The organism is Lottiidibacillus patelloidae (assembly GCF_002262935.1).
Taxonomy (GTDB): Bacteria; Bacillota; Bacilli; order Bacillales; family SA5d-4; genus Lottiidibacillus; species Lottiidibacillus patelloidae.
The window spans coordinates 18,196-37,540 of the sequence record NZ_NPIA01000007.1 but is presented as its reverse complement, the minus strand read 5'-3'; the positions used below and the strand labels follow the sequence as shown (position 1 = coordinate 37,540).

Annotated in this window: 19 protein-coding genes and 3 riboswitches; of the genes, 15 read left to right on the top strand and 4 right to left on the bottom strand. The window is 36.6% G+C overall.

All coding sequences use genetic code 11. The features are described 5' to 3' along the window. Positions 1-233: 233 nt before the first annotated feature. A riboswitch (purine riboswitch) is annotated at positions 234-335 on the top strand. A gap of 141 nt (positions 336-476) precedes the next feature. The 12 genes from purE to CIB95_RS12455 all read left to right on the top strand — a co-directional run bounded on the left by purE (position 477) and on the right by CIB95_RS12455 (position 12,812). Next, complete coding sequence (gene purE, locus CIB95_RS12510) at positions 477-950, top strand: 5-(carboxyamino)imidazole ribonucleotide mutase (RefSeq protein WP_094925878.1); 474 nt, start codon at positions 477-479, stop codon at positions 948-950. Next, on the top strand, positions 943-2,106 hold the full coding sequence (purK, locus tag CIB95_RS12505; RefSeq protein ID WP_198949199.1) for a 5-(carboxyamino)imidazole ribonucleotide synthase: 1,164 nt from the start codon (positions 943-945) through the stop codon (positions 2,104-2,106). Before purE ends, purK begins: the two co-directional genes overlap by 8 nt. Positions 2,107-2,129: 23 nt before the next feature. Beyond that, on the top strand, positions 2,130-2,855 hold the full coding sequence (purC, locus tag CIB95_RS12500; RefSeq protein ID WP_094925693.1) for a phosphoribosylaminoimidazolesuccinocarboxamide synthase: 726 nt from the start codon (positions 2,130-2,132) through the stop codon (positions 2,853-2,855). Further along, entirely contained in the window at positions 2,843-3,094 is a 252-nt protein-coding gene (gene purS, locus CIB95_RS12495; RefSeq protein ID WP_094925692.1) for a phosphoribosylformylglycinamidine synthase subunit PurS, read from the top strand. Before purC ends, purS begins: the two co-directional genes overlap by 13 nt. Then, positions 3,091-3,774, top strand: a complete 684-nt coding sequence (purQ, locus tag CIB95_RS12490) for a phosphoribosylformylglycinamidine synthase subunit PurQ (protein WP_094925691.1) — start codon at positions 3,091-3,093, stop codon at positions 3,772-3,774. The genes purS and purQ overlap by 4 nt, the downstream gene beginning before the upstream one ends. Continuing rightward, positions 3,758-5,977, top strand: coding sequence for a phosphoribosylformylglycinamidine synthase subunit PurL (gene purL / locus CIB95_RS12485; RefSeq protein ID WP_094925690.1), 2,220 nt, complete (start codon positions 3,758-3,760; stop codon positions 5,975-5,977). The genes purQ and purL overlap by 17 nt, the downstream gene beginning before the upstream one ends. Then, positions 5,962-7,392, top strand: coding sequence for an amidophosphoribosyltransferase (purF, locus tag CIB95_RS12480; protein ID WP_094925689.1), 1,431 nt, complete (start codon positions 5,962-5,964; stop codon positions 7,390-7,392). The genes purL and purF overlap by 16 nt, the downstream gene beginning before the upstream one ends. After that, positions 7,386-8,411 carry a phosphoribosylformylglycinamidine cyclo-ligase gene (gene purM / locus CIB95_RS12475; protein ID WP_094925688.1) on the top strand — a complete coding sequence of 342 codons (1,026 nt, stop codon included), beginning with the start codon at positions 7,386-7,388 and terminating at the stop codon, positions 8,409-8,411. The genes purF and purM overlap by 7 nt, the downstream gene beginning before the upstream one ends. Beyond that, on the top strand, positions 8,404-9,021 hold the full coding sequence (gene purN, locus CIB95_RS12470) for a phosphoribosylglycinamide formyltransferase (protein WP_094925686.1): 618 nt from the start codon (positions 8,404-8,406) through the stop codon (positions 9,019-9,021). Before purM ends, purN begins: the two co-directional genes overlap by 8 nt. Beyond that, the gene (purH, locus tag CIB95_RS12465) at positions 9,000-10,535 is read left to right on the top strand and encodes a bifunctional phosphoribosylaminoimidazolecarboxamide formyltransferase/IMP cyclohydrolase (RefSeq protein ID WP_094925665.1); all 1,536 of its coding nucleotides are present in this window, start codon (positions 9,000-9,002) and stop codon (positions 10,533-10,535) included. The genes purN and purH overlap by 22 nt, the downstream gene beginning before the upstream one ends. 14 nt (positions 10,536-10,549) lie before the next feature. Beyond that, positions 10,550-11,815 carry a phosphoribosylamine--glycine ligase gene (gene purD, locus CIB95_RS12460; RefSeq protein ID WP_094925663.1) on the top strand — a complete coding sequence of 422 codons (1,266 nt, stop codon included), beginning with the start codon at positions 10,550-10,552 and terminating at the stop codon, positions 11,813-11,815. An 8-nt stretch (positions 11,816-11,823) separates the two neighbouring features. Then, a riboswitch (ZMP/ZTP riboswitch) is annotated at positions 11,824-11,907 on the top strand. Positions 11,908-11,948: 41 nt separating this feature from the next. Then, positions 11,949-12,812 carry a bifunctional 5,10-methylenetetrahydrofolate dehydrogenase/5,10-methenyltetrahydrofolate cyclohydrolase gene (locus CIB95_RS12455; protein WP_094925662.1) on the top strand — a complete coding sequence of 288 codons (864 nt, stop codon included), beginning with the start codon at positions 11,949-11,951 and terminating at the stop codon, positions 12,810-12,812. Between the two features lie 78 nt (positions 12,813-12,890). On the opposite strand, the gene CIB95_RS12450 is transcribed toward CIB95_RS12455, so the two are convergent. From CIB95_RS12450 to CIB95_RS12430, 4 genes are all read right to left on the bottom strand, one after another. Further along, on the bottom strand, positions 12,891-13,091 hold the full coding sequence (locus tag CIB95_RS12450; protein ID WP_094925661.1) for a cold-shock protein: 201 nt from the start codon (positions 13,089-13,091) through the stop codon (positions 12,891-12,893). 284 nt (positions 13,092-13,375) lie between these two features. Then, a complete protein-coding gene (locus tag CIB95_RS12440; protein ID WP_158217632.1) occupies positions 13,376-14,701 on the bottom strand; it encodes a DUF2325 domain-containing protein in 1,326 nt (441 codons plus the stop codon). A gap of 149 nt (positions 14,702-14,850) precedes the next feature. After that, positions 14,851-15,330 carry a peptide-methionine (S)-S-oxide reductase MsrA gene (gene msrA, locus CIB95_RS12435; protein ID WP_094925656.1) on the bottom strand — a complete coding sequence of 160 codons (480 nt, stop codon included), beginning with the start codon at positions 15,328-15,330 and terminating at the stop codon, positions 14,851-14,853. 114 nt (positions 15,331-15,444) lie between these two features. Continuing rightward, positions 15,445-15,554, bottom strand: a riboswitch (SAM riboswitch). An 81-nt stretch (positions 15,555-15,635) separates the two neighbouring features. Next, positions 15,636-16,091, bottom strand: coding sequence for an RDD family protein (locus CIB95_RS12430; RefSeq protein WP_094925654.1), 456 nt, complete (start codon positions 16,089-16,091; stop codon positions 15,636-15,638). Between the two features lie 152 nt (positions 16,092-16,243). Here CIB95_RS12430 and CIB95_RS12425 point away from each other — a divergent pair, with 152 nt between their 5' ends. Genes CIB95_RS12425 through CIB95_RS12415 form a run of 3 tightly spaced genes read left to right on the top strand, consistent with a single transcriptional unit; the run spans position 16,244 to position 19,342 of the window. Next, positions 16,244-18,586 (top strand): AAA family ATPase, encoded by a 2,343-nt coding sequence (locus tag CIB95_RS12425; protein ID WP_094925652.1) that lies wholly within the window; start codon positions 16,244-16,246, stop codon positions 18,584-18,586. Then, positions 18,573-19,010, top strand: coding sequence for an acyl-CoA thioesterase (locus tag CIB95_RS12420; protein WP_094925650.1), 438 nt, complete (start codon positions 18,573-18,575; stop codon positions 19,008-19,010). Before CIB95_RS12425 ends, CIB95_RS12420 begins: the two co-directional genes overlap by 14 nt. Beyond that, positions 19,010-19,342 (top strand): hypothetical protein, encoded by a 333-nt coding sequence (locus CIB95_RS12415; RefSeq protein WP_094925648.1) that lies wholly within the window; start codon positions 19,010-19,012, stop codon positions 19,340-19,342. The genes CIB95_RS12420 and CIB95_RS12415 overlap by 1 nt, the downstream gene beginning before the upstream one ends. The last annotated feature ends 3 nt before the right edge of the window (positions 19,343-19,345 follow it).

Below are 19,345 nucleotides of genomic sequence, written 5' to 3'. Positions count from 1 at the left end.
CTATTCTCAATTACAAAACAATAATATTCCATTGGATTTATTCATATCTTTATTCTTTGGCACGCATTTATATGTTTTCTTGAGCAGCAAGGGATGTAGTATTGTAATGGTCTTAGTGTATTTTATTGGCGTGAAAAACGAACAATAAATAAATTAAATAGTACAAAGTTCGTATTTTGTGCATTATTTATGTTTTATCACATAATGTTATGGTATAGTGAAAGTAATTTAAAACTAAATAATGAAAAACCTCTCATATAATATTGGGGATATGGCCCAAAAGTTTCTACCTAGTTACCGTAAATGACTAGACTATGAGAGGAAGTACTGTCGTGTGCAGTAATAGGTAAAATCTATTATTTCAAGTACAGGCTGCTTTCTCTCATTTGCAAGATTGAGAGAATGTAGTCTGTACTTTTTTATTTAATTAAGGAGATGATCGTTTGAATCATTTAAAGCCAGTTGTTGGCGTGATTATGGGAAGTACTTCAGATTGGAGCACGATGCAACACACTTGTGCATTTTTACAGCAATTTGAGATTCCTTTTGAAAAAAAGGTGGTTTCCGCTCATCGTTCACCGGAATTAATGACTACCTATGCACTTGAGGCAAAAAAACGCGGGTTGAAAGTAATTATTGCCGGTGCAGGTGGAGCAGCGCACTTGCCAGGTATGATTGCAGCGAATACAACACTTCCTGTAATTGGTGTACCTATTCAATCAAAGGCGCTTAACGGAATGGATTCACTACTTTCGATCGTTCAAATGCCTGCAGGAGTACCAGTTGCTACTGTCGCGATAGGAAATGCTGGTGCAAAAAATGCAGCTATTTTAGCAAGCCAAATGTTAGCAACTGAAAACGAGGAACTTTCATTAAAACTTGATGCGTTTAGAGATGAAGCAAGAATAAAATCTGAACGAAGTAGCGAGGAGTTGATCATTGGTGAGTAAAAATAATTTATCAAATAAAGTTATTCTTCCAGGTAGTACGATTGGCATTATTGGTGGTGGTCAGTTAGGAAGAATGATGGCAATCGCAGCGAAACAAATGGGCTATAAAATTGCAGTTCTCGATCCAAAGAAAAACTCACCGACAGGACAGATAGCGAATGTTGAAATTGTCGCCAATTATTCTAACTTTCGAGCGGTTAGAAAGCTCGCACAACATTGTGATGTAATTACATATGAATTTGAAAATGTTTGCCCGGATGTATTGGAATGGCTAGAAGAAAATTCCTACCTTCCTCAAGGAAGTAGGCTCATTAAAGTAACCCAAGATCGTTTTTATGAAAAAGAAGAAATCGTGAAAAGTGGGGTAAAAGTTGCTCCATATCAAAGTGTGAACAGTGAAGATACGCTTTTTGAAGCAATAGAATTAGTTGGCCTACCAGCAGTTCTTAAGACTCGACAAGGTGGCTATGATGGAAAAGGACAATGCTTAATAAATTCAATGGAAGACATTGAGAATGCCAAGGAACTTTTACAGTCGGGCGATTGCATTTTAGAAGCATTTATCTCGTTTGAGAAAGAAATATCTGTAATTGTAAATAGAAATAAAAATGGAGATGTTACATGTTTTCCCGTTAGTGAAAATAAGCATGTCAATCATATATTATTGCAATCGATCGTCCCAGCTAGAATAGAAAAAGAGATCGAAGCAAAGGCAAAAGCAATTGCCTTAACTGTTATGGAACATTTAGATGTGACTGGAACATTAGCGGTGGAAATGTTTGTCTGTAAAAACGGTGAAATTTTCGTGAATGAACTAGCCCCAAGACCTCATAATTCCGGGCATTTTACGTTGGATGGTTGTGCAACATCACAATTTGAACAACACATTAGGGCAATATGCAATTGGCCGCTCGGTAATACGGAATTACTAAAGCCAACAATTATGATGAACATTTTAGGAGAACATCTAGATCAGATAATGCAGCACATCCCAAAACTTCAAACCTCCAAGCTCCATTTATATGGAAAAGAAGAGATAAAACCAAATAGGAAAATGGGTCACCTTAATTTTATTGGTGAGGATATAGAGAAAATTAGAATGGAAATAGAATCCCTCGGTATATGGCAACTTTCTGAAAGTCTAGTAAATGCCTAAAAGTAGAAAGGATTGAATTATCAGTGATGAACCAAGAGCCATTATATGAAGGTAAAGCAAAGCGACTTTTTAAAATGGAAAATGAAGACTTCCTTCTAGTTGAATACAAAGACCAAGCAACAGCATTTAATGCAGCGAAAAAAGAAAGTATTAAAGGCAAAGGTAAATACAATAATGAAATTTCTTCTATCATTTTTACAATGCTGAAAGATATTGGAGTAGATAACCATTTCATTATGCAAGTTTCTGAAACAGAGCAAATCGTGACTAAAACATCAATTATTCCGATTGAAGTTGTCGTTCGTAACGTTTATGCGGGAAGTTTAGCTGCACGATTAGGAAAGGAAGAAGGGACAGTGATTCCTAAGCCAATCGTAGAATTTTACTATAAGGACGATGCACTTGGAGATCCGCTCATCAATGAAGACCATATTGAAATTTTACAGTTAGCAACGAAGAAAGAACTTGAAGAAATAAGAGAGAAAGCTCTTTTTGTAAATAATTTTTTAAAAGATTATTTTGCATCATGTGGGATTAGATTAATAGACTTCAAACTCGAGTTTGGTAAAAATAATGAAAATAACATTATCTTAGCCGATGAAATTTCTCCTGATACGTGTAGGTTATGGGATATGGATACGAACGAACGCCTTGATAAAGATGTCTTCCGTAAAGATACTGGTAGTTTAATAGGAGCTTACGACAAAGTTTTAACTAGGTTAAAGGGGGAGAAAACATGGTTAAAGTAAAAGTGTTTGTAACGTTAAAAGAAGGGGTATTGGATCCGCAAGGAAAAGCGGTCAAAGGTGCACTACATAGCATGGATTATTTCGAAGTTTCTGATGTAACGATTGGTAAATATATGGAACTTACCTTAGAGGAAAATGTAAACATCAAAGAAAGAGTACAAGAAATGTGTGAAAAATTGTTAGCCAATCCGGTTATCGAAGAATACCATTATGAAATTGAGGAGGCACTGCAGCGATGAAATTTGCAGTCATTGTCTTTCCTGGCTCTAATTGTGATGTTGATATGTATGAAGCGATACGTGAAGTGTTAGATGAAGAAGTACACTATGTGCCGTACACAGAAAGTGACTTATCATACTATGACGGAATTCTTTTACCTGGTGGTTTCTCATATGGAGATTATCTTCGCTCAGGAGCAATTGCTAGTTTTTCTCCGGCAATGAGAGCAGTGAAACAGGCTGCTGCAGAAGGAAAAGCAGTTTTAGGTATTTGTAACGGTTTTCAAATGTTACTTGAAAGCGGCATTTTGCCAGGGGCGATGAAGCGCAATGAAAAGTTAAAGTTTATGTGCCGACAAGTGGAGTTAGAAGTAGTTAATAACGAAACAATGTTTACCTCACTTTACGCTGATGGCGAGAAAATAAACATACCAATTGCCCATGGGGAAGGTAACTATGAATGTGATGAACTTACACTTCAACGATTAATGGAAAATAAACAAATTGTCTTTCGCTATACAAACAATCCAAATGGCTCGGTTGCTAGTATCGCAGGGATTACAAATGAAATTGGGAACGTTCTCGGAATGATGCCACATCCAGAGCGTGCTGTAAATGACCTCTTAGGAAGTGCAGATGGAATAAGACTATTCAAGTCAATCGTCAAGAGCTGGAGGGAAAACTATGTCGTTACTTCTTGAACCAAATGAACTGCAAATAAAGGAAGAATTGCTTTATCGTCAAATGGGTTTAAAGGATGATGAGTTTTTAAAAATAGAGAAGATTCTCGGCAGAATTCCAAATTATACAGAAACAGGCATCTTTTCAGTAATGTGGTCAGAACATTGTAGTTATAAAACTTCCAAGCCATTGTTAAAAAAGTTTCCAACTGAAGGGGAAAGAGTACTTCAAGGCCCTGGTGAAGGAGCTGGAATTGTTGATATTGGGGATGGGCAAGCGGTAGTTTTTAAAATTGAAAGTCATAACCATCCTTCGGCAATTGAACCGTACCAAGGAGCAGCGACAGGTGTTGGAGGAATCATTCGTGATGTCTTTTCAATGGGGGCAAGACCTATCGCTTTACTAAATTCTCTCCGATTTGGCAACCTTGATTCAGCACGGACAAAATATTTGTTTGAAGAAGTAGTAGCAGGCATCGCTGGTTATGGTAACTGTATTGGAATTCCGACAGTTGGTGGGGAAATACAGTTTGACGATTGTTATCAAGATAACCCTTTAGTTAATGCGATGTGTGTCGGACTGATTAATCATGACGAAATCCAAAAAGGTCAAGCAAAAGGAATCGGAAATACAGTGATGTACATAGGAGCAGCTACTGGACGCGATGGAATACACGGTGCTTCTTTTGCTTCGGCGGAGTTAACAGATGAATCGGGAAAAGATAGACCTGCAGTACAAGTAGGTGATCCATTCATGGAAAAACTATTAATGGAAGGTTGTTTAGAATTAATAAAATCAGATGCACTTGTAGGGATTCAAGATATGGGAGCTGCTGGATTAACTTCTTCAGCAAGTGAAATGGCAAGCAAGGCTGGTACTGGTATTGAACTTTATCTAGATGATGTTCCGCAGCGCGAGCCAAATATGACACCTTATGAAATGATGCTTTCTGAATCGCAAGAACGGATGTTAGTCGTTATTAAAAAAGGTCGTGAAAATGAAGTAGTTAACCTTTTCAACAAATACAACCTTGAAGTAAAGGCTATCGGAAAAGTGACAGATGACAAACGTTTCCGACTTTTCCATAAAGGTAACGTAGTTGCTGATATTCCAGTGGATGCGCTTGCAGAAGATTCTCCAGTATATAATATGCCTTCAAAAGAGCCGAGAAGATACCGTGAAAATCAAAAAGTAAAGCAAATAGTCCCTAATATAACTAATTACAAAGAAACCTTAATGAAGTTGTTAGCGCAACCAACGATTGCAAGTAAAGAATGGATCTATGACCAATACGATTATATGGTCCGTACAAATACGGTAGTCACTCCAGGGTCAGATGCAGCAGTAATTCGTATTCGTGGTACGAGAAAAGCATTAGCGATGACGACAGATTGTAATTCGCGCTATTTGTCGTTAGATCCAGAAACAGGTGGAAAAATTGCAGTTGCTGAAGCGGCACGGAATATCGTCTGCTCCGGAGCGGAGCCATTAGCGATTACAGATGGAATAAACTTCGGAAACCCTGAAAAGCCCGAAATATTTTGGCAACTAGAAAAAGCAATTGATGGGATGAGTGAAGCTTGTGACAAATTAAAAACACCAGTCATTGGTGGAAATGTATCACTATATAACGAAACGAATGGAAAAGCTATTTTCCCAACTCCGATTGTCGGAATGGTCGGGTTAATTCACGATATCAATCATATAACGACGCAGCAATTTAAATCATCTGGTGACATCATTTATGTAATTGGCGATGCGAAAGAAGAATTTGGTGGAAGTGAATTGCAAAACGTGCTTGATGGAAAATATCACGGAAATGCACCATCAATAGATTTAACAGTGGAAGCAATAAGGCAAAAACAATTATTAACTGCAATACAGAGCGGTGTAGTAGCTTCTGCACATGATATATCTGAAGGTGGATTTGCCATTGCACTTGCCGAATGCTTCATGGGTCAAAAACAGCTTGGCGCAAAAGTTACCGTGTCAGGTGATGTAGTCTCTGCTCTCTTTAGTGAAACACAATCACGCTTTATCATTTCTGCTACAAAGGCCAACAAGAAAAGAGTAGAGGAACTATTGCCAGAAGCTGTGGAAATTGGTTCGGTAACAGACGATGGAATGATGCACATTCAAACAAGTAAAGAAGTACTACTTTCTACCTCAGTTAAAGAAATGACAAGCGTTTGGAAGGGAGCTATCCCATGTTTCCTGAAATAAAAGGCTTAAATGAAGAGTGTGGTATTTATGGAATTTGGGGCCATGACAATGCAGCACAATTAACATATTACGGACTCCATAGTCTTCAGCATCGCGGGCAAGAAGGTGCAGGGATGGTCATTTCGAATAGTGAATCATTAGAACAAGTTAAGGGTTTAGGTTTAGTTACAGAAGTTTTTAAAGATACTGCATTTCAACATCTCGCTGGAACACTTGCTATTGGGCACGTCCGTTATTCAACAGCTGGAGGCGGAGGATTACTCAATGTTCAGCCCTTTTTATTTCATTCACAAAAAGGATCATTAGCATTAGCACACAATGGTAATTTGACTAATGCGACGTCACTTAGAAGAAAACTAGAGGATACAGGTAGTATTTTTCAAACGTCGTCAGATACAGAAGTGCTTGCACATTTAATTAAAAAATATAACGACCTCCCATTTACACAAAGTGTCAAAAAGTCGCTAGCACAATTAAAAGGAGCTTTTGCTTTTTTATTGATGACAGAAAATCAGCTAATCGCAGCACTCGATCCGCTAGGCATGCGACCACTATCTCTTGGGAAAATAGAAGATGCTTGGGTTGTTGCTTCAGAAACGTGCGCATTTGATGTGACCGGGGCCGAATATGTCCGAGAAGTGTTACCTGGTGAAATGGTAATCATCGATGAAGATGGCATTCGGTCAGAGTTTTTTAGTAAAAAAACAGATCGAGCAATATGTACGATGGAATACGTGTATTTTGCAAGACCAGATAGTAATGTAGATGGTGAGAATATTCATTCTGCCAGAAAAAAACTAGGGAAACAGCTAGCGCTAGAAGCCTTTATTGAAGCGGATGTTGTCACTGGTGTACCTGACTCGAGCATTTCTGCTGCAATTGGATATGCTGAACAAGCTGGTATTCCTTATGAATTAGGATTAATAAAAAATCGCTATATTGGGCGCACTTTTATCACCCCATCGCAACAATTACGGGAGCAAGGCGTGCAAATGAAACTTTCTCCTGTTAGAAAAATTGTCGAAGGAAAAAAAGTGATTATGATTGATGATTCTATCGTCCGTGGAACAACCTCAAGAAGGATAGTGAAAATGTTAAAAGAAGCAGGTGCTAAAGAAGTTCATGTGCGAATTAGTTCTCCGCCGATAACGCACCCATGCTATTACGGAATTGATACATCGTCATTTGAGGAATTAATTGCTTCGACAAGGTCGGTTGAAGAAATTAGAAAAATGATTGGTGCAGATACGTTATCGTTTTTATCTGTTGAAGGAATGTTGGAAGCTATTGGGCGTTCAAAACAACAAAAAAATTGCGGGCAATGTCTTGCTTGTTTTACAGGTGAATATCCGACAGATGTGTCAAAGGATAGTGATTTACAACCTACAGTTATTGGAGGAAGTAGAGCATGGTAAATGCATATAAACAGGCTGGAGTTGATATAAAAGCCGGCTATAAAAGTGTTTCCTTAATGAAAAAGCATGTACAAAAAACATTGCGACCTGAAGTAATTGGTTCATTAGGCGGATTTGGCGGAATGTTTGACCTTTCCCAATTAAAAATGAAGGAGCCTGTACTCATATCTGGTGCTGATGGAGTTGGTACGAAGCTTATGATCACCTTCCAAATGAATCGCCATGACACAATTGGAATTGATGCAGTTGCCATGTGTGTCAATGACATTATCGTCCAAGGAGCAGAACCGCTTTATTTTCTTGATTACCTTGCCTTAGGAAAGGCAATTCCAGAAAAAGTAGAACAAATTGTAAAAGGAGTTGCAGAAGGGTGCCAGCAAGCAGGTTGTTCCTTAATTGGCGGAGAAACAGCGGAAATGCCAGGAATGTATAAAGAGGATGAATATGATATCGGTGGCTTTGCTGTAGGTGCAGTTGAAAAAAGGAATATCATTTCAGGCGAAACAATTCAATCAGGGGATGTCATCGTTGGAATTTCTTCAAGTGGCATTCATAGCAATGGGTTTTCCCTTGTCAGAAAGGTTTTACTAGAAGAAGCTAAATTATCATTAGATGACTATGTAGCATCTTTAGGGAAGACACTTGGAGAGGAACTTTTAACGCCAACAAAAATTTATGCAAACCAAGTACTCTCGCTCATTAAAACGATGGACATAAAAGGGATGGCTCATATTACAGGCGGAGGTTTTGCTGAAAATATCCCTCGGATGCTTCCACTAGGCTTAGGGGCAAAGATTAATAGTAATGCTTGGAAAGTGCCGGAAATATTTAACCTAATTCAAAAGATTGGTAACTTAGCAGATTGTGAGATGCGATCTGTTTTTAACATGGGGATTGGATTTGCTTTAACGGTAGCGAAAGAAGATGCGGAGAAAGCTGTAAGACTACTAAATCAATTAGGTGAAACAGCATTTATTATTGGAAAAGTAACAGCTGAAAGTGGTGTTTCTTTTGAATAATGGTCAGAAAAGAAAAATTGCTGTATTTGCTTCAGGAAATGGCTCTAATTTTCAAGCGCTGCTTGATGCCCAAGACCAAAGCAATTATGAAATTGTGTTACTTGTTTGTGATAATAAAGAAGCTAAAGTGATGGAGAGGGCAACGTTTGCTAATATTCCAATCTTTTGTTTTGCTGCAAAAGATTATAATAGTAAGGAAGACTATGAGAAAGTCATTGTAAAACAATTGCATCGCTTTGAAGTTGAGTTTATTGCCCTTGCTGGTTACATGAGAATTATCGGAAAAACGATGTTAGATATATACGAAGGAAAGATTATTAATATTCATCCGTCATTATTACCGGCATTTCAAGGGAAAGATGCAATTGAGCAGGCGCTCGCAAAAGGAGTCTGTATAACTGGAGTTACTATTCATTTTATTGATGAAGGAATTGATACAGGACCAATCATTGCTCAAGAAGTTGTTAAAATTTCCCTAGGTGAGACGAAAGAAACGTTAAGACGCAAGATTAATAATATAGAAACTGTGTTATACCCGAAAGTGATACATACTATTTGTGCAATCGGTGAAAAGGAGAGAGTGATAGAATGGCAATCAAACGTGCATTAATAAGTGTTTCAAATAAAGATGGAATAGTAGAGTTTGCTAAAAATCTTGTTGCTCTAGGTGTAGAAGTAATCTCAACTGGTGGAACGATGAAACTGCTTAAAGAAAATAACATTAATGTGACAGGAATTTCAGAAGTGACAAATTTTCCGGAGATTTTAAACGGTCGTGTAAAAACGCTCCACCCATCTGTCCATGCCGGAATTTTAGCGGTTAGAACTAACGAAAAACATCTGGAGCAATTACGTAATCATAACATTGAAGCTATTGACCTCGTTGTTGTTAATTTATATCCATTTAAAGAGACGATTAGTAAGCAACATTTTTCAATCGGAGAAGCGATTGAAAATATTGATATCGGTGGTCCGACAATGCTCCGTTCTGCTGCAAAAAATTACAATGACGTAACAGTCGTTGTTGATCCCGAAGATTACCGTTCAGTTATTGAAGAGGTTAAAAGTGGAGAAACAACGGTTTTGACACGTAAACGTTTAGCTGCAAAAGTATATCGTCATACCGCTGCATACGATGCCATGGTTGCAAACTACTTAAGTGAAGAAGTTAATGAAAAATTTCCCGAAACCTATACTGTTACTTTTGAGAAAAGCCAAGATTTACGATATGGCGAAAATCCTCATCAACAAGCAGCCTTTTATAAAAAAGCTATTCCACTCCAATCATCATTAGCCAAAGCTAGGCAGCTTAATGGCAAAGAGCTTTCTTATAATAACATTAATGACGCCAATGCCGCTCTGAAAATAGTCAAGGAATTTTCTGAGCCAGCAGTAGTTGCTGTTAAACATATGAATCCATGTGGTGTAGGTTTAGGAAATGGAATAGAAGCAGCTTTTGACAGAGCATATGCAGCAGATTCAGTTTCCATTTTTGGTGGAATTATTGCCGTAAATAGAGAAGTTGATGCGATGACCGCGTTAAAAATGAAGGAAATCTTTTTAGAAATAATCATAGCTCCGTCCTATACAAATGACGCGTTAGAAATTTTATCACAAAAGAAAAATTTACGATTATTACAAGTAAACATGCACGAAGACAAAAGGACAGAAATAAACCTTACTTCTATTCATGGAGGTTTACTAGTTCAAGATGATGATTATTATACTTTTGACGATGCGCAATTCACTATTGCAACAAAGCGCAAGCCAACAGAAAAAGAATGGGAAGACCTTAAGCTAGCCTGGAAAATTGTCAAGCATGTCAAATCAAATGCCATAGTAATTGCGAAAGAGAAAATGACTGTTGGCGTAGGGGCAGGACAAATGAACCGTGTAGGCGCAGCTGAAATTGCTATTAAGCAAGCTGGTCAACATTGTCATGGTGCTTCACTTGCATCAGATGCATTTTTCCCAATGGATGACACAGTGGAAGTTGCAGCAAAAGCTGGTATAACTGCAATTATTCAGCCCGGTGGATCAATTAGAGATGAAGACTCCATAAAAAAATGTAATGAGTACGGAATAGCAATGGTGTTCACGGGTGTTCGTCATTTCAAACATTAAGAGGAGGTTTGGCGGTGAAAGTTTTAATTATTGGTCGTGGTGGCAGAGAACATGCTTTAGCTTGGAAAGTTGCGCAAAATAAAATAGTTACAGATGTTTTTGTAGCTCCTGGAAATGATGGGATGGCAGATATCGCAACATGTGTACCAATTTTCGAACATCAACAGAAGCATTTGATTGCATTTGTGAAAAAGGAACGTATTGATTTAACTATTGTTGGTTCAGAATTACCTCTGTTAGAAGGAATTGTAGATTGCTTCCAAGAAAATGGGTTAACCATTTTTGGACCTACGAAAGCAGCAGCTGAGATTGAAGGCAGTAAAGCATTCGCCAAACGTGTGATGCAAAAGTATAACATTCCAACAGCAAAGTGTGAAATATTCACTGAACTTGAAAAAGCGAAAAGTTATGTAAGCCAACAAGGAACTCCTCTCGTCATAAAAGCAGATGGCTTAGCTGCAGGAAAAGGTGTTGTCGTTGCTAAAACAATGGAGGAAGCTTATGCGGCTCTTGACGAAATGATGCGAGATGAAAAGTTCGGAAAGTCTAGTAGCAAAGTTGTAATTGAGGAGTTTCTTGAAGGTGAAGAGTTTTCTTTTATTGCTTTTGTAAATGGCGCACATGTATATCCTCTAGCATTATCACAAGACCATAAACGTGCTTTTGATTTTGATGAAGGACCAAATACAGGGGGGATGGGAGCTTATTCTCCGGTACCGCAAATTTCACGTACCGTATATGAAGATGTATTAGAAAACACAATAAGAAAAGTGGCGAAAGCCTTAAAGGAAGAAGGGCGATCATTCACAGGTGTATTGTATGCTGGAATGATTGCAACAGAAGAAGGTCCAAAAGTAATTGAGTTCAATGCTAGATTCGGCGATCCAGAAGCACAAGTATTATTACCAAGGATGAAGAGCGATATTATCACTACGATTGGCTCCGTGTTGAAAGGTGAACCTTGTAACATTGAATGGTCAGAAGATGTTTGTGTTGGTGTCGTGCTTGCTAGCAAAGGCTATCCAAATCACTACGATAAAAATGCTTCGATAAAAGGATTGGAACAAGTAAGGAAAGATACACTTATCTTTCATGCTGGTACAAAGCTAACAAATCAAGGTTTTGTTACAAATGGGGGACGTGTGCTCCTAGTTGGCTCTTTAGCAAAGACAATTAGTGAAGCCAGGTCAAACGTCTACAAGGAACTAGTGAATTTACAAAGCGATGATGTATTTTATCGTCATGATATTGCTTCAAAAGCTCTAAAAGTAAACATTTAATAAAAGAAAATAAGCGTAGTGACTGACGACAAGATGGAATAAACCATAAGGGAGCTACGCTCTAATTTTAGCCGGTCGTCTGGGCAGAGATACGAGCAGAATTCGTGTCTTTGAATATTCAGGAGGGATTAACTTGAAAAATCAACTGATTCTGGACGGAAAGAAAGTCGCTAACCATATTAAGGAATTATTATCTTCGAGGATTAACAAGTTAGGAGAGAAGGGCATTACACCATGTCTAGCCACTATTTTAGTTGGAGATGATCCTGCTTCCGAGACTTATGTAAGAATGAAGGGGAATGCCTGTAAAAAATTAGGATTAGAATCATTGAAAGTACACCTACCAAGTAATATTACAACAGAAGATTTAATAGCATTGATCCATAAACTAAACAGAGATGAAAAAGTCCATGGCATTTTACTTCAACATCCTGTCCCTTCTCATATAGATGAAAGGTTAGCTTTTGATGCAATTGCTTTGGAAAAGGATGTTGATGGCGTTACAACAAATGGATTTGGGCAAACAGCGTTTCAACTAGGTACTTTTCCAAGTTGTACCCCAGCAGCGATTCTTGAAATGATAGATTACTACAATTTAAATCTAGAAGGAAAAAATACGGTAGTCGTAGGAAGAAGTCCTATTTTAGGAAAGCCTGTTGCGATGATGCTACTTAATAGAAATGCGACAGTAACCATCTGTCATTCGAAAACAAAACAATTAGAAGATATCGTTTCAAAAGCAGATATTGTAGTTGCAGCTGTAGGTAAGCCTCACTTTATTAAGGGTGATTGGATTAAAGAGGGAGCAGTCATTATCGATGCTGGTTATAACAAAGGGAATGTTGGAGATGTTGACTTTATACAATGTAAAGTTAGAGCTAGTGCAATAACGCCTGTGCCAGCTGGAGTAGGACCTGTCACGATAGCAATGTTACTGAAACATACCGTTATTGCAGCTGAAACACAAACTCGAAACTTAATTGGGATAACGATCTAATTTTAGATTTAATTTTTCAGCGAAAGATCAGCAATAAAAAAAGACTCCATAATGGAGTCTTTTTTCTTAAAGGATTAATTATCCTTTGATAACGTTAGTAGCTTGAGGTCCACGTTGACCTTGCTCGATATCAAAAGTAACTGTTTGACCTTCTTCTAAAGATTTGAATCCTTCACCTTGGATAGCTGAGAAGTGTACGAATACGTCGTCTCCACCTTCAACTTCGATGAAACCGAAACCTTTTTCTGCGTTAAACCATTTTACTGTACCTTGATTCATGTGTGTTTCCTCCTGTAGTGGCTCTTAACCACAATTTATTATTACTTTGTCGAAATATTTTACTAGAGGAAACTTCTTGGAAAAGATTTTTCTCATCTATAAATACCGAACAAAAATAATTAACCTTAGTATAACAGACAAAAAAAATATTCGCAACCGCATTATAATAATTTTTTGTCAGAGTGGAAAATAAGTCACTATTGACGCCAATTATTAGCATAGTTTGCATAATTTTAGTACTTTTGTATGATGGGCCACCTTAAGACAAAAGCTCCATTACATAATTATTGGTTTCCAGCTAATTGCTCAGAACTGACAGCCATAATATAATCCTTTAATTCTCGTTCAAATGTAGCTAACCCTCTAGAGTTAATGTAACGTAAAGGGATACCATTTCGTTTACTTTCTTTTTTAATACATCGAAAATGTTTATGACCGGCAACATCTGTTAAAAAGAATACGACGTCTGAGTTACTTATTGCCCCAGGTATTAAATAATAATCGTCTACCGGGACGAATGACAGTTCTCCATTGTATTCTTTTACTTTACTTATATACTTTTTCGAATGATTCCCACCAATTAATGCAACTTTCTTACCACATAAATCAAGAGAAATTTCATGTTCCATTTCACTATTTTCGGAATTTTCATTGAAGGATTGTCTTCTTGCGTACTCTAGTTCATTAACTAATAGTGTAATTTGTTCATTATAAAACTCTAATTCATCTTCTATTTTCTCCTTCAACGACTTTATTTCTTGCTCCTTTTCTAATTTTTCTTTTGTTAGTTGATCTTCGTTTTCCTTAATAAAAGCTGTAAGTTCTTCATCAGCCTCTTTTAGTGCCTTTTCTAACTGCTTGTTTAGTTTTTCATTCGCTTGTTTTAGTTGGTTAATTTCATTTTTTAATTTTGTTCTCTCCTCGCGTATTTTTCTTTCCGACTTTTCAGCTATTCTAAGTTCATGCTTAATATTATCGAGTTCCTTTTTTAAACTTTTCATATCCTTTTTTTGATCTTTTAACTTCGGTTGTTTCCGTAATGTGCTTTCAACATGTTCTTCTAGTGAGAAAAAATAAAGGTCAATTAAGGTTTTCGTGTAAGTTTGGAAGGCGTTTTTCTTGATGAATTTTATCCATTTTGCACGTTCTAGAGATTTTTCTGCGAGGTAGAGGATAGTGACAAAATCATATTGAAGTAAGGATGACTTAAATGTATCCAGCGAAGGTGTGGCGTGCATAGTGATCGATAAGTCTTTAAAGATCGAGTCATAATAATCTTCAAAAAACTGTTTAAATGCAGGTTTATGAAAATTTTTTTTGAATTTATCGAATATTACTCTTCTGCCACTTTTCTTTTCATTTGTATTTAGAGGTGTCTTAGCTTGGCGGAATAGTTGGCTAACTACGTGGATTTCAGCTTCGAAGATCATTGAATTTGACTGATGAATGAGACAAACATCCTTGATCGAGTAAGGAGTGTTTTTCCATTTTTTCTCTATTTCTTTGAAAACTTTTTTCGTATATCGTTTTTTGATAGGTTTATTATTTTGAATCATTTGACTGTATTCGTTAAAAATTGTTTCTTTTTCTTTTAGGTTTTCACCTTTCATCTCCATCTCTCCTTATAAGGTATGTTTTATTGTTTTATGCGGAAAAAGCATAAATCATGCCTTTAATCCTCTAGTATAGTAAAGCTAATACGTAAAGGAACTAAAGAAGATCACATTCAAATTATGAATGTGATCTTAAAAATTAAGTACTAAATTTGGCAAGAAGACAAGCCGTTTTTTTCAAAGTAATTTTGGTGATACTCTTCTGCACGGTAAAAGGTAGATACAGGCGTAATTTCTGTAACGATAGGTTTTGAAAAACGCTTTGATTGTTCAAGTGCAAGTTTTGATGCTTGCGCAACGAATTGCTGTTCTGCTGAATGGTAGAAGATAGCCGAACGATATTGCGTTCCAACGTCGTCACCTTGGCGGTTCAATGTTGTTGGATTATGGTTATCCCAAAAGACGTTTAATAAGTCAGAGTACGTTACTAGCGTTGGATCAAAGACAACTTGAACTACTTCTGCATGGCCTGTTACTCCTTTTTTTACCATTTCATACGTAGGATTGTCATAATTTCCACCTAAGTATCCTACTTCTGTTGATTGAACGCCATTAATTTGCTTTAAGAAAAATTCAACTTCCCAAAAACACCCTGCACCAAATGTTGCAATTTCAAATTTCCCCACTTTAGAAACCTCCTCATGATTGTCTTCGTTATTCAGGCTTCGAAAGGTTTGAAGTAGGAAACAAAAGACGCCTCTTCAATGAAGAGGCGTCTTGAACGAATTCAATGTTTCCTCTTCTTATTTTCCGGCAATTATGCCGCAGGAGTTAGCACGGTGTTCTTAAATAAAAAGAATCCGCTGCCGAGGCTTCGAAGGGCCAGTCCCTCCACCTCTCTGAATAAGAAGAAATATATGAAAATTTATTTTTATAATGTAACTCTTTAATACAATAAAACACCAAAGGGTTGTCTGTCAATAATTTTTTCTTAATTTACTTTTTGTTTTTTTATAACATACGTCTTTGCAATTAAATCGTGCAGTGATTGTTTCTTTTTAGTGAATGCTGCCATGATAAATCCTATTAAGAAAATAAATGCTGATAAATATTTTCCAAGGGTCCTAAAAAGTGCAGTTCGAGTTGTTAGCCGATTGCCAGTTATATCTGTTACTTGGAGGCTACATAATCGCTTTCCGAATGTTGCTTGAGCTTTAGATTTCTCAAGAAATGTAAAATATGAGACAAATCCTAATATTCCTATAAGAGTACCTAAAAATTCACTTAATTGGATAATACTATGATGGTTAAAGCCTGACAACGAGCCAATTAAACCTACTAAAAGTCCTACGATAAAAGCTATTGGTATAAAAATAGCGTAAATGATTATCGAGTCAATAATATAAGCGATAAGCCTAATCCAAAAACCTGCATACTCATTTTGCATAATTAATCCCCCTCAAAGATAATGTCAAACATTAATGTATATGGTTGAAACTGTACATTTTTGTCATTTTGGTAATACTAAATTTTATTAATCAATGGGATGCTTGTGATAAACTGTAAAAAAAGGATGTAAGTATAGGTGGTGTCAGAAGCTTGCAACAAGAAAAACTTACAATTAATGGAGTAAATGAAAAAATTTTATATTGGCAACATTCACCTGAAAGAAAGTCAATTGAAACCGAAGCATTGCAATATTTACAGGAAGTACAACAAGTTAGAGTGGCAGTAATGGATGAAGAATCCCTAAAGCAGTGGAAAAAAATTGAGGGAAGTATATTAAGTGTAATTGCTACAGCTAGATTTAAACGAATAAAAAGGGTCGATTCATTAATAGAAAATTGGTTGCAACAAGCTATAAAATTAAATCCTTCAAATGAACAAGCGAATGCTTTACTAGCTAATATTTCAAAGAAAGAAGTACAGCTTTTGTTTAAGGATATTTCGTTTCCACGTATTCGAGAAACGGATAATCGTCCAGGGAAAAAGAAGGTAGCCGAGGATATCGAGCGATTATCTTCTGTATATAGTGAGCGAGTTGTAGCAATAGAGAAAAAAGTTAGTCTATCTAATGGTTATTTACATAATGAAGAAATGAAGCCTTTATTAAAACAAGGGGTTCATTTGTTTGCAAAGTTAAATGCAGCAACTAAAGCTTATATCGATTCTTTAACAGGAACATTTTATACTTCCGTTCATATACAAGAGATCAATGATGCTATTAAAGAAATTAATGAATGGAAGGAACAAATAGTAGGTTTATTACCAAAAGAAGAAACAGGTAAGGGGAAAAGCTCTGCATTAGATGAGTTGGACAAGATGATTGGCTTATTAGAAGTAAAGCAAAAAGTGAGAAGGCTATTTTACTTTTTACGCTATCAAATGCTAAGACAAAATGAAGGATTTCACTTTCAAGATGATATCAGTTTACATATGATTTTAACAGGTAACCCTGGAACAGGAAAAACGACATTAGCACGTCTTTTTGCAAAGATTTATTACGAACTTGGCTTTCTTGAAAATGAAAATGTAGTTGAAGTAAATCGTTCGCATTTAGTAGGTGGCTATGTAGGGCAAACCGAGGAAAAAACAATGGCTGTCATTAATAAAGCAGAAGGTGGTGTTCTATTTATTGATGAAGCTTACAGTTTAAAGCGAGAAGGGCAGTCTGGGAATGATTATGGACAAACGGCAATTGACACATTAGTGTCTGCAATGACTAGTAGTGACTATACGGGAAAGTTTGCAGTCATATTAGCTGGATATCCAGAAGAAATGCGTCAATTTATTTGGGCTAATCCAGGACTTCGTAGCCGCTTCCCAGAAAGCAATCATATCTATTTGGAAGATTACTCTATAAATGAATTACTAGAAATAGCCGAAAGTGTAGCAGAGGAAAATGATTATTTTCTTGCAAAAGATACGAAGGAAGCCCTTAAAAGTAGGATTGAAAAAGAAAGAGTAGACGAATCATTTGGAAATGCTCGAACGGTGAAAAATATAATATTAGATGCAATTTATGAAAAAGGCGCTAAACTTGCAAAAGAAGATAATAAACCTTCCATTGCAGATTTTACGATCTTACATAAAGACGATTTTATAAGTGAAAATCTAGATAAGAACAAGCCAGCGTTAGAAGAGTTAAATGACTTAATTGGACTTCCTACAATAAAACAAGAAATGAAGAAATTACATGCCTTTATTACTATGCAAGCGGTGCGGAAAGCGCGGCAGTTACCTACCATGCCTGTCCATTTACATGCAGTTTTTACAGGGAATGCAGGAACTGGTAAAACAACAGTGGCTAAATTGTACGCAAAGCTCTTAAAAGAAACAGGTTATTTAAAAAGAGGACACTTAGTAGTTGCCAGCCGAGCGGATTTAGTAGCGGGATATTCGGGTCAGACGGCACTAAAAACGCGCAAAAAGGTACGAGAAGCCCTAGGTGGTGTTTTATTTATAGATGAAGCGTATGCTCTTACTTCACTAACTCAGGCAGATTTTGGGAAAGAAGCAATTGATACACTCGTTGATGAAATGACGAAACATGGTGAAAACCTTGTTGTAGTTTTAGCAGGATATGAAAATGAGATGAGCAATTTATTAACAATAAATGCAGGGATAGCTTCACGATTCCAAAAGCACTTTTATTTTCCTGACTATACTTCTTTAGAATTACTGACGATCTGTGAAAATCATGCTAGTAAATTTGGTTATGAAATTGCTGAAGATGCAAAAGAATATTTATCGAAGACATTTGAGGAAAGAAAACCTAAAGGAAATGGGCGGTTTGCGATTAACTTAATTGAAGAAACATTACAGCAACAAGCGATAAGAATTTTTGAAAATAACGATAACAATATAAATGACCTCAGCAAAGAAGATTTTCGAAACATTCTTCAAAATAGCATTGAGGAGGATAAAGATGATAATTTCTAAAACGAAAGTGAAAGTACGTTATCAAGAAACAGATCAAATGGGTGTTGTTTATCATGCAAATTATTTAGTATGGATGGAACTTGGAAGAACAGCGCTAATTGAAGAACTAGGTTTTAAATATGCTGATATGGAGAAAGATGGTATCGTCTCACCTGTCACTGATATAGAAGCTTCTTACAAAAAACCTCTAACATATGGTGATACAGCAATTGTGAAAACTTGGATTGATAAATATGATGGATTTCGTGTTGTTTATGGGTATGGAATTTATAATGAAGAAAACGATTTATGTGTGACTGGAAAATCCCATCATATTTGTGTCAAAAAAGATACATTTAGACCAATTATTATTCGAAAACATTACCCTGATTGGCATGAAGCTTATGAAAATGCAAAAAAACAACAAGAAAAGCAGGTAGAATGATGGCGTTTGGTGTGAAACGCGAGGAATTAACTAAGTGGAAAAGAGATGTTCTTAGCGGGGAAATAGCTTTCCTAACGCATTTTTGGTATGACTCTAGATTTCCACAATATAAAACTGTTACGAAAGCTGGCTGTGCTGACATTAAAAAGCTCATTAATTGGGGAAAAAAATACGGATTTAAAGAAGAATGGATCCATAATAGAGACGGCTATCCTCACTTTGATTTATTAGGAGAGAACCAATTAGAAATATTACAAAAAGAGGGGATAACCGATCAAATCATTCGTTTTAAATTAGAAGAAAGATTAATTGAGGTATTGAAAGGAAAATAGACA